This window comes from Chthonobacter rhizosphaerae, assembly GCF_013839525.1.
In the GTDB taxonomy this organism is placed as follows: domain Bacteria; phylum Pseudomonadota; class Alphaproteobacteria; order Rhizobiales; family Pleomorphomonadaceae; genus Chthonobacter; species Chthonobacter rhizosphaerae.
Window position 1 is genome coordinate 1 of record NZ_JACDIS010000026.1, and the last position, 10,844, is coordinate 10,844.

The following is a 10,844-nucleotide window of genomic DNA, read 5'->3' on the forward strand; positions in this document are numbered from 1 at the left end:
GACGGTCAGTGAAGCAACTGCATGCTGACCTAGTCGCGCTGGGCTACATGGGGTCTTACAATCGAGTTGCCGCCTTTGCCCGGGACTGGCGGACCGATCGGCAACGGGAGCAGCAGACAACGGGGCGTGGCACGTTTGTGCCTTTGGCTTTCCGTCCTGGGGAGGTCTTCCAGTTCGACTGGAGCGAGGAGACCGCAATGCTGGTGGGCGAGCGCACCAAGCTTCAGGTGGCGCACATGAAGCTCTCGCACAGCCGGGCCTTCCTGGTGAGAGCCTACCTGCTCCAAACCCACGAGATGCTGTTCGATGCCCACTGGCACGGCTTCCGTGTCTTCGGCGGCGTTCCGGGGCGCGGCATCTACGACAACATGCGAACAGCGGTCGACCGCATCGGTCGTGGCAAGGAACGGCAGGTCAATGCCCGGTTTTTGGCCATGGCAAACCACTATGTGTTCGAGCCGGAGTTCTGCAATCCCGCGTCAGGCTGGGAGAAGGGACAAGTTGAGAAAAACGTCCGAGACGCTCGGCCGCGCCTATGGCAGCCGATGCCCAACTTCCCCGATCTGGCAGCGCTGAACGGCTGGCTGGAGCAGCGCTGCTTGGAGCTGTGGTGCGATATCCCGCATGGGGACCGTTCTGGCAGCATTGCCGATGTCTGGGCTGAGGAGCAGGCAGCGCTGATGCCGTTGCCGCCCGCCTTCGACGGCTTCGTCGAGCAAAGAAAGCGCGTCTCGCCCACCTGTCTGATCAGCTTCGAGCGCAATCGCTATAGCGTGCCGGCATCATTTGCCAACCGCCCAGTGAGCCTGCGGATCTACCCCGAGCGGATTGTTGTGGTCGCCGAAGGACAGGTGCTGTGCCAGCACGAGCGCCTGATCCAGCGCTCTCATCACTTGCCGCCCCGCACGATCTACGACTGGCGGCACTATCTGGCCGTCCTCCAACGTAAGCCAGGGGCGCTCCGGAATGGCGCCCCCTTCACCGAACTGCCCCCGGCCTTCCGGCAATTGCAGGATCTGATACTGCGCCGACCGGGTGGGGACCGGGAGATGGCTGACATCCTGGCGCTGGTTCTGCATCACGACGAAGAGGCGGTGTGCGACTAGTACGGACGAGCAGCGCAACGACTGGATCCAATTAGCCCGTAGCAGCGCGATCGGTCTTTCCCGCTTCGTTCACGCTCGCCAGTCCCTCCGCAGGCCGTTGCCGCGGCGACCTTCAGGCACGAGGCAAGATAGGGCGTCGGTGCTTCAGGGCACTGAGAAGGATATCTCCGCGGCCCAGCCGTTGGATGGATGAAAATACGTTACCGAACCGGAGAGCTGGCGACCGACCAGTTCGCTCACGAGCTCTAGTCCGAAGTCCCTATCGCGGCGGGCGCGGCTTTGCGGTTGACGCCAGGCCAGGCGCAGTATGCCGGGACCGCTCTCCACCGCGTCGACTACCACTCGCGCGGCTGCACCCCCGTCCGGCAGCGCACCCAACTTGAGTTCTGACAAAACTTGCGTCAGCGCCACGACCGCCTCCGGCGCCAAGACAGAATCCGGGCCCTCGACCGAATGGTCCACGTCTCGTCCGAGGACCGCCTCAACGACCTCGGAAACCGTCGTGTCGCCCCATTGGTTGGCGCTCAGCAGAGAATGCGCCGCCGCCAACGACATGATGCGTTCGGCGGTGTCACTAAGGACCCGCTCCGGGTCGGGATCCCGCCGACGCGCGCCGGCGATCAGGGACTGGACAACGGCAAGCGTGTTGCGGACCCGGTGATTGAGTTCGGCGAGCAGCAGCTCCTGCCGTGATGCCTTCTCGGCTATGTTGGCCCGAGCAGCGTCAAGGGCCCGGCTGACCTCTGCCGCCTCGCGGACGACGGTCCCTGGGCGCTGGGGCGTGCCGCCGCCGATCCCCGATGCTTGAGCCTCCAAGAGGTGCAAGTCCCTCGCAAGCCACCGCGAGTATCCGTAGGCCAGCAGCGCTGAGGTGGCGGCCGCAAGGACGGTGAACCCGATCAGCAGGTATCCGAGCTGCCGGGACGCCCTGTGGAGCAGTTCCTCGGGAACTGCGACGACCACGCGCCAGGCGCTCTGCCTGGATCCGTCGAAGGCAGCGAAAACCGGACGGCCGTCCAAAGCGACGACGCTGGGCATAATGCCGGACGAGGCGTTCGCAACGACCATGTACCCTGCGGGAGCGTTCGCGCCGACATAGGCATCGTGGTCGCGCGAACGCGCGATCACCATGCCGTTCCCGTCGACGATGGAGACAATCCAGTCTGCTGGGACGCCTTCTCTCAGCAGAAGGTCGCGGATGGACCGCGGGCTCAATGCCATGTTCAGTGCATAGCGGACTTCCCCGCCCCGGGTTACTGGCACGTTCACCAGCACAAACGGCGACTTCGCCACCGCCCCGACGTAGATGTCGGAGACTACGGGCGTTACCTTCTCGAAAACGGCCTTGTCGGCGGCAATAAGAACAGGGTGCTTGCTGACGGGAAGCGGTCTCCCCCATTCCACGTAGGTGTTGACGACCTGCTGGTGCGTACGGTCACGCATCGCGATCGCCTCACCGCGCGTCCGCAGGACATCCTTGGCTTGGAGGTAAAAAGCACCGAAGTTGCCGGAGTCGACGTGAGGAGAGGTTGCTAGAGACTCCAGCGCCGCCGTCATTGCCTCGAGTTCCTGGTCGAGGCGGGCCCGGAAGGCCCCCGCCATGGACACGGCCGATTGTTCAAGGCGCCGCTCCTCGTCGCGCGCATACCAGTAGCCGATCGCGCCAGCGAGGATCACCTGGGGTACGAGCACGGCGATGGCGAAAGCAAAGAGATGAACCCTTATCGGTAGTAACAATTGCCTGCCCCCCAGCCTCGCCTTAAGCAAAGCCACAGTGAAGGCGGAGCAGCGGTCGAAGTTCCATTCTTCACCTCAGTTCGCACGCTGCCCCACATCGCTCGCGGCAGCCGCGGTAAGGGCGCGGTCGATCACATCGGCCAGGGCCGCTTTCGCGTAGGGCTTCGGCACAAGCGGGAAACCCTCCGCACGTGCCGCGCCAGCCGACTTGCTGTACCCGGATACGAGCACGATGGGAAGATCCAGCCATCTCCTCCGTGCTTCCCTGGCCAAATGCAAGCCGTCCATTGCTCCGGGCATCACGAGGTCCGTTACAAGAACGTCCGGTCGATCTTGACCTAACAAACCGAGAGCCGAGGCTGCTTCATCTGCTTGCAAGACCTGATGCCCGAGATCGGCCAGGTGGTCTGCAGTAACGGATCTGACCTGAGCGTTGCCGTCGACAAGCAGCACCCGGCCTTCCCTCAGGGTCCGCGGGCAAGGAGTGCCATCGGCCACTGCTCGTGCCTCACTCTCGGGAGCTGACGCTGCGGGCAGGTAGATCGACACGGAGGTACCCTCGCCAATCTCGCTTCTGATGTCGACAACACCTCCGGAAGCTTTGGCAAAGCCACAGACCTAGCTGTGGCCAAGGTCGGTGCCCTTGGCAATTTCCTTTGTGGTGAAGAACGATTCGAACACTCTTGGAAGCACATAGGGTGAAATGCCCGAACCCGTGTCAGTCATATCCAGCAAGACCCCGCTCCGGCCGCTTCGGCCAGGAAACTCGCCGAACCCGATTGGGACTTTGAAGCTGCCGCCGTCCGGCATAGCGTCCCGCGAGTTGGCGGCCATGTTCAAGAGCGCGAGGTCAAGCTGCGCGACGTCGACCTCCACGAACGCGGAAGCATCCCCTGAGTCGAGCTCGAGGCGTATGTCGCCCCGCAAGGACTGCCGAAGGATGTTCTCGAAGCCTTTGAGATGATTGCGGAGGTCGAGAAGCATCACCTCGCGGGTACTGCCCCGCGAGAAGACGAGAAGCTCCCGCGTAACAGCAGTCCCGCGCTCGACGGCTTCGCGCAAGGCATCGAGATAACAATCGACCTCTGCTCCGGCGGTCCGCTTCCGAACGAGTTCGATGCCCGAGAGCACCACCATCAGCACGTCGTTCACGTCATGAGCAACCCCGCCCGTAATCCTGCCGAGGGCCTCGAGCCGAGCTGACCTCTCGTCGAACGCTGCCGGCTGGCGAGATGTCATGATTTCGCGTCGCGTTAGGAGAACGAAGGCGAGTCCGACGGCGGCAAGCGCGGCCAAGGCTACCGCAACGTAAGCCCGACGGACGCCACTCCGGCTCTGCGACCTTAGAGGTCAACAGGCCCGAAAACCCTTGGATCGACATGACCACTGTGAGATCGAACCGGACCTCGCCGTCCCGGCTTACCGGAACGCGGATCTTCACCCGCGGTAGGCCGTCCGCGGCAAGCAGCCCCGCACCCGACATGTTGCCAACTGACGGCTTCCCCGTCCGGAACACCTGCTCGCTTTCTTCCGGAACTATCGTGCGGGGCAAGGGCGAGCCGAATAGCACTACCGTGTTCACAAGCTGGCACCCGTTTCGGCTGTTGAGGATTATCCGGTCCCATAGCGGAAGTCGCCCGATGAAGCGAAAAGCCAGGTCATGGAATTGGGCAGAATCGGGTTCGCGATCGTCCAGGATCGGGGACGCGGGAAGCATCTCGAGGAGCTGGATGTTTTAGGCGAGTTCGTGGTTGACATACTCAATTGGTTCGTCCGAGACGATCTGGGCCTTGTCGTGAATGCCTTCCAGGCGCTGGCCCAGGAAGTGCCACGCCAGGCCTGCCGAAAGGAGGACGAGAGGAACCAGCGCAGCCAGCAAAAGAAGCAGATTACGCCTGCGCACCGCGATTCCCCTATGAACCAACTTCCATGCAGCTTAGTGACTTGAGCTTCACCGGTCTATGATGAACGCAGGATGCGAAGAATCCGGAGCAGTATTGTTTTTCAGAACGTTTTCTATTCAGTAGCGGCTGCATCTAAGGCAGAAAGCGGTAACGGGGCGGTAAGATGGTGATCGCTTCTGTCCGCCCTACTAGTCCAGAGCCATCCAGAGCACCGCAACCTCTTGGATCCGCTGACGTTTGCCTTTCGAAACATGGAGGACCAACGTGGCAACCAACATTCGATCGGAGAGCCGATTCTTGAAGGAAGACGAGGCTTCGCTTGTGAAGCAGTCGCACTACCCGCAACTCGCGGAGCTTGCGGACGACGATATCCGACAGCTGCTGGACCAGCTTCGGGAGCGGCGGTCGCGCGCTCGCAACATCGCGAGCCAACAGCGGCGCGAACTGAGAGGCAAATCAGCTCCCGTGGGCATCCGTCCGGCCACGGATGATGCGGGAAGCCGAGAAAAGCTTACACTGCTCGCCGCGGCCGTGCAGCGCGTCAACAAGGAACAGTCGCGACGGGGAGCATTCGCAGCACGGGCGGAGCTGATCGGCAACGCGGAGCGGGCATTGGAATTGCGTCGGTCTGCCTTCCGCAGCCACCACCCACGTCCTAGCCGGACAGCCAGCAAGGGAATGAGAGCCAAGCCGAACACTCGGCGGCCTCGCATCGCAGAGCCTATGGAGGTGGGCCGCGTGTCCCAGTTTGTGAAAGCCGCACAGGTTCGGCGGGATACCCAGTGAACATCGGCGCTGACTCGTGCGTCAACCCCGGCTGAATGACATGCCGGAGCGGTGGCGCGCATTGCTACGCCGCCGCCGTGATCCGTCACAGGCTGGCGACAGGTCCACAATCAATCCGCGTACGCCTTCGTCGGTCCTTTCGCCGCAAGCATGCTGCCAAAGTGAAAAGCACCGGCGGCACTGTCACTCATACGAGTTTAGCAATGGCTGCGATGTCGGGGAACGAATGCCGGTGGATATTTAAAACTCGCGACGACCGTAAAATTTACACGAGCATTGATCGAGAGGGCAAGCCAATTCGGAACATGGACAGCGAATAGGGTGCTGTAGCTTTCCGACATCCTTCAGTGTGCTGCCGATGGCACTCGGTTTCACCTACGGCGAACGGTGGTCTGCGCGCCAAGTGACAAATAATCCGGCAAGACACCGAACCTGCTGTTCCATGGCTGACATGCTAACCGCGATGTAGCGATGGACATTGCATCGTGTTGACTTGCTGGCGTTGAAACCGCCAACTTCTATTCCGGTCCAATAGAGAGAAGGCGGCAACCGATGCCCAGCGCGGCGCATTCGCAGTTCCCCGGGCGAGACCCGCCGCAAGGGCGATCTCCTTGATCGATCGTCCCTCCTCTTTCATCGCAAGCACGGTGTCGTTTGTTTGCCGACGCCTTGCCGATCCTTCGATCTGCAGTCGTTTCGCTGAACTCAGCAGAGCAGGAATGAGGGCCGTACCGCCTATCACCGACCGGATTCGTTGCAACGCTCCGCGAACAGTATCGAGAAATGCGCGGCTGGCATTCTCCATCAGGTGCCAGCGATCAGCGACTTGCTGCACGGCCGGAAGGGCACGGGTGACGCCTCACTGTAGCCTCCGCCCCGGTCTCGGGCGACGACCTCGACGGAGGCATGGGCCTTCAGCCAAGCGATGACGGTGGCGGGTTCACGAACGGGCAACAGCTTCAGGATCCGCGGTTCTCCAGATCGACCACGATCGTTCCGTATCGGCAGTTGCGGCGGAAGGCGAAGTCGTCGATGCCCACGGCCCGGGGTGGCGCGTAGGCCTTCGCTGTCGCCCGACGTCGGACAACCCGGATCAGCGTGTCGTTGCTGACGGGCACCTGGAGCCGCCGCGCGAACCCCGCGCCCGGACCACCGCCGAGCGCCAGTCCGAGATGATGAACGACGATCTCCAGTCTGCCGGTCCTCCGCGCGAACGGAGCGAGGATCTCCTCGCCGTGGCGTTCGGCAAAGATCCGCCGCGTGCGTTGAGCGCCGTCGCAGTGAAATCGCCGGACCCTTTCCGCCAACGAAGCCGCCCGACCGGAAAGGGGCAGATCAGAAGCCGTTCGACGATAGCTGCTCTGAACCCGGGAGGACCAGGTTCCGCAACTCGGGCATTGTGCCCGCACCGCGGCGGACCGGACGCTCAGCACGGAAATCCCTCGGTGATCTTCGCGTCCTCGACGACAAATCCGGCCGGGACAATATCTCCAGGGCGAAGTCGCTCGACCATCTGCCGATTCCTCCGCTTCCCCCGAAGCGATCAAGCCGCAAGCCTGCAGCGAGATTGAGTCAGACCCAAAGCTGCACGCCGAAATACATCAATCAGGCGGCCACGACTTCCTCCTGGATGACAAGTTCTCGCAAGATTTCGTGAATTCGTTGTCCTCCTAGACGCTCTGGATCGAAGCCGCTGTCGAGACCGATCGCGGCGAAGCGGTCGGCGTTCTCGCGCGAGTGCCCGACAAAGCCCATTGCCCAGTTGCTGAACGAACGCGCAGCAATTGGCTCTAAAGCCAGGAGCGAGACATCACCATGTCGCTCGTCCTGCTGAATGCGCTCGAAGGTCGCCTCAACTGCATCCAGCGAGCCTTCTAGCACCTGAGCGAAGCAACCAGCGTTGAACAGGAGGGCGCCCGTGATGCCCACCAGCGGGTTATTGCGGCGACTCGCCGTCAGAATGGCGGCAATGGCTTTGGCAAAGGCGGTTTCATCGCCGCGAATGGCATTCCGGCTGTAATAGACGAGTTGGTAGAGCGGCTCTGACATAAGGCTCTCCTTCAAGGGGATAGAAAGGAGTTGATACGGTCCGCTGGCACTGGGCGGCCTGTAAAATAACCCTGCACATAAGTGCAATGCTCACTGCGGATGCGCTCGAGTTGTTCGATTGTCTCGACGCCCTCCGCCGTGATTGCCATGCCCAGGCTAACACCGAGTCCTGCAATGGCCCTAAGTATGGCTTCGCTGTCGCTGCCCGCCTCGGCGCTCTGCACGAAGGAGCGATCGATTTTGATTTTATGAAAAGGAAACTTCTGGAGATAGCTGAGCGACGAGTAGCCTGTACCGAAGTCGTCCATTGAGATCTGCACACCGAGGTTGCGCAGGGCGTGGAGCGTTCGCAATACGCTGTCGGTGTTGTCAAGGAGTGCACTCTCGGTGATCTCGATCTCAAGCCGGTGCGGTGGCAAACCCGCTTGGCCGAGCGCGGACACGATCGAATCCACCAGCGTATCCGCTTTAAACTGCACCGGAGAGATATTGACTGCCACCGTCAGGTCATCAGCCCATCCTGCTGCCGTAGTGCAGGCAGTGCGCAGCACCCACTCGCCGATCTTGTTGATAAGCCCTGTCTCTTCCGCGAGAGGGATGAAATCGGCGGGCGAGATACGCCCGCGCGTTGGGTGGTTCCAGCGAACGAGTGCCTCGAAACCTATTACCCTGTCAGAGCTTAGGTCTACAAAGGGCTGATAATGAACCTCGAACTGCTTCAGCGCGAGAGCACGGCGGAGCTCGATCTCGAGTTCGCGTCGCTCGCGCAAGGCGGCGTCCATACCAGGCTCGAACACGCGAAAGCGGCCCCGGCCAGCGCGCTTCGCCTCGTAAAGTGCTAAGTCCCCGTTGCGTAGCAAGTCTCGTCCGACAACGCACCCCTCTCCTAAGGCGACGCCTATGCTGACGCCGATATTGACCGTATGGCCACTTAAGACGTATGTTCGTCCGATCAAATCCACTAAACGCGAGGCCAAACGTTCGGCATCTTTCGCGTCAGCGACGCTTGTCTGGACGACGATAAACTCGTCGCCACCGACGCGAGCAATGTGGTCCTCCTTCCGGCAGGCAGTGCGGAGACGGTCTGCAACCTTTCTGAGCAGGAGGTCGCCGACGCCGTGGCCGAGCGTGTCATTGACAACCTTGAAGCGATCGAGGTCCAAACAGTGGACGGCAACACTGTTGGAATTGGCAGATAGCACTTGGTCCAAGCGATCGTTCATGTCTCTGCGCTTCAGAAGGCCAGTCAATTCGTCTCCTTCGGAACTGAGCGCGGGCGCTTGGCTGGTATCCGGAAAGAGGCTCAGTAGTACGGCTCCGCGAGTCACCGATCCGATTAAAGCACGGAAGCGGATATGCGTTCTTGAAACGAGCACAAATGGTTCGCGAGCCAGCGTCGATATCGAGAGCGTCTCTAAGTGGTCAGGGAAAAGATCTTGAAAACACAGGCCAAGGATCCAGCCGCCAAGGCAGGCCTGCCCAGCGATATTAGCATATTCAACTTTCCCATCCTCCCCTACGAGGAGAACAGGATGTGCAAGGTTCTCCAGCAGGTCCTCGGCACTACGTTGCAGATGGGTGTTAGCAGAGACAGAATCAAGCGCCGTCATGAGCTCACCTAGAGTGTGACGTTCACGCTAGCTTCAGCGTTAAAAACTGCAGATTTGTGAATCAAAGCATGCGATCGAGTCTGACTGTCGTAAGTCCAAACATATGCTTAACAGAATATCTACTCAGTTCTTATTGTTCGCTCTATTGGCCGAGAACATGCTCGGCGTAGTTTGCTATCTTTCACCGCCGCGACAAGGCCGATTAGGCAGTAACAATTCCCGTCGGCCTAATCTGGATCGTTTGACCGTACCCCTGTGAGTTAATCCAGTTTGAAGCATGTTCTGTGACGTTGCCCCCAGTTTTTATCCAGCCTTAAGTTCGTTCGGGCGGTTGGTTTGACCCTCACGGGTGGGTTGAACGGTGTGGGCAAATGCGGAGCCATTCACGTTGCGCAGCGTCTGATCTCGCCGCAGGTGGAACGTGGCCGCGAAGTCGACCGGCGTCTGCCATCCGAGCTTTGAGTCCGGCCGCGTGGTGTTGTAGTCGAGCCGCCACCGCGTGAGCGCGGCTCTGGCCTGGGTCAGGCTAGAGAACAGACCCTAGCCGCTACGCGTCTTCGACATTCAACATCTCGTCCGGCAGACGGCCGTTGAAGCTTTCGATGAAGCCATTTTGCATCGGCTTGCCGGGCGCGATGTAATGCCACTCGACCCTCGCCGCGTCAACCCGTGCCAGGATGGCGTTGGAGGTAAGCTCGCTGCCCCTCCTCGGGGAAACGATCCACTGGATCGTTTCCTAATCCTCGTCAATCACTCACGATCATCTTCGGCCTGCGGCGCTCTGCCAGCAGCCTGTCGAGTTCGCGAGCAACTTTTACACCCGACAACAACGTTTCCGCCACCAGCGCCACGCACTCGCGGGTGCAGTCATCGTCGATCGCCAGAATTCGGAAGCGCCGACCGTCCGTCATCTGGTCGGCCACGAAGTCGAGCGACCAGCGCTCGTTCGGTCGCAGCGGGATCATCATCGGCGCCCGTGTTCCGGTCGACCGCTTGCGGCCACCCCGGCGGCGGACCGTCAGGCGCTCCTGGCGGTAGAGCCGGAACAGCCGCTTGTGGTTGACCTCGAAGCCTTCGCGCCGGAGCAGCACATGCAGACGCCTGTAGCCGAACCGTCGCCGTTCCTGGGCGATGGCCTTCATGCGTTCGCGTAGCGGAGCGTCATCCCCGCGGGTGGTCCTATATCTCATAGTCATGCGGCAGAAGCCGGTGGCTTTACACGCCCGCCGTTCGCTCATCCCGTGCTTCGCCACAAGATGCGCGACAGCTCTCCGCTCGGCAGCGGGCGTTACTACTTCTTTCCCAGGAGATCCTTCAGCGCGACGTTGTCGAGCATTGCATCGGCTAGCATCCGCTTCAGCTTGGCATTCTCGTCCTCGAGCGCCTTCAGCTGCTTGGCCTCGGATACCTCCATCCCGCCGAAACGGGCCTTCCATTTGTAGATGCTCGCGTCGCTGACCCCATGCTTGCGGCACAGGTCCGAGACTGGGATCCCCGCCTCGTGCTCCTTCAGGATCCCGATGATCTGCTTCTGTATTCGGTCTATCTCCGTCAAGGCCGTTTCCGGAGCGCGCCGCGGGTTCCTTGCTTCTGTCCGTGGTCGGGCGAGCCGCCACATGATGGGATTCGGTGGATGGTCGGTCCAAGCTCTT

Annotated in this window: 7 protein-coding genes and 2 pseudogenes; 2 read left to right on the top strand and 7 right to left on the bottom strand. The window is 61.2% G+C overall.

Annotation, left to right across the window (positions count from 1 at the left end; all coding sequences use genetic code 11):
- A pseudogene (istA, locus tag HND91_RS22235) lies at positions 1 to 1,097 on the top strand (IS21 family transposase); the annotation flags it as partial.
- A 153-nt stretch (positions 1,098 to 1,250) separates the two neighbouring features.
- Here istA and HND91_RS23300 read toward each other — a convergent pair.
- The 3 genes from HND91_RS23300 to HND91_RS22250 form a co-directional block, all read right to left on the bottom strand.
- Positions 1,251 to 2,798: an HWE histidine kinase domain-containing protein gene (locus HND91_RS23300; protein WP_181708804.1), complete on the bottom strand. Its 1,548-nt coding sequence runs from the start codon at positions 2,796 to 2,798 to the stop codon at positions 1,251 to 1,253.
- Between the two features lie 120 nt (positions 2,799 to 2,918).
- On the bottom strand, positions 2,919 to 3,296 hold the full coding sequence (locus HND91_RS22245) for a response regulator (protein ID WP_181708805.1): 378 nt from the start codon (positions 3,294 to 3,296) through the stop codon (positions 2,919 to 2,921).
- A 165-nt stretch (positions 3,297 to 3,461) separates the two neighbouring features.
- The gene (locus HND91_RS22250) at positions 3,462 to 4,082 is read right to left on the bottom strand and encodes a sensor histidine kinase (RefSeq protein ID WP_181708806.1); all 621 of its coding nucleotides are present in this window, start codon (positions 4,080 to 4,082) and stop codon (positions 3,462 to 3,464) included.
- A 962-nt stretch (positions 4,083 to 5,044) separates the two neighbouring features.
- Here HND91_RS22250 and HND91_RS22255 point away from each other — a divergent pair.
- Positions 5,045 to 5,533 (top strand): hypothetical protein, encoded by a 489-nt coding sequence (locus HND91_RS22255; RefSeq protein WP_181708807.1) that lies wholly within the window; start codon positions 5,045 to 5,047, stop codon positions 5,531 to 5,533.
- A gap of 959 nt (positions 5,534 to 6,492) precedes the next feature.
- Here the strand turns inward: HND91_RS22255 and HND91_RS22260 are convergent.
- The 4 genes and pseudogenes from HND91_RS22260 to HND91_RS22280 all read right to left on the bottom strand — a co-directional run bounded on the left by HND91_RS22260 (position 6,493) and on the right by HND91_RS22280 (position 10,747).
- Positions 6,493 to 6,966, bottom strand: a complete 474-nt coding sequence (locus HND91_RS22260) for a transposase family protein (RefSeq protein WP_181708808.1) — start codon at positions 6,964 to 6,966, stop codon at positions 6,493 to 6,495.
- A gap of 172 nt (positions 6,967 to 7,138) precedes the next feature.
- A complete protein-coding gene (locus HND91_RS22265) occupies positions 7,139 to 7,582 on the bottom strand; it encodes a BLUF domain-containing protein (RefSeq protein WP_181708809.1) in 444 nt (147 codons plus the stop codon).
- Between the two features lie 11 nt (positions 7,583 to 7,593).
- A complete protein-coding gene (locus tag HND91_RS22270) occupies positions 7,594 to 9,192 on the bottom strand; it encodes a sensor domain-containing protein (RefSeq protein ID WP_181708810.1) in 1,599 nt (532 codons plus the stop codon).
- Positions 9,193 to 9,495: 303 nt separating this feature from the next.
- Positions 9,496 to 10,747, bottom strand: a pseudogene (locus HND91_RS22280) (IS3 family transposase).
- Between the last annotated feature and the right edge of the window lie 97 nt (positions 10,748 to 10,844).

Excerpts from the sequence above, each read along its gene's own strand:
- HND91_RS22250 (WP_181708806.1), bottom strand. The coding sequence starts at position 4,082 with ATGACATCTCGCCAGCCGGCAGCGTTCGACGAGAGGTCAGCTCGGCTC.
- HND91_RS22265 (WP_181708809.1), bottom strand. The coding sequence starts at position 7,582 with ATGTCAGAGCCGCTCTACCAACTCGTCTATTACAGCCGGAATGCCATT.
- HND91_RS22270 (WP_181708810.1), bottom strand. The coding sequence starts at position 9,192 with ATGACGGCGCTTGATTCTGTCTCTGCTAACACCCATCTGCAACGTAGT.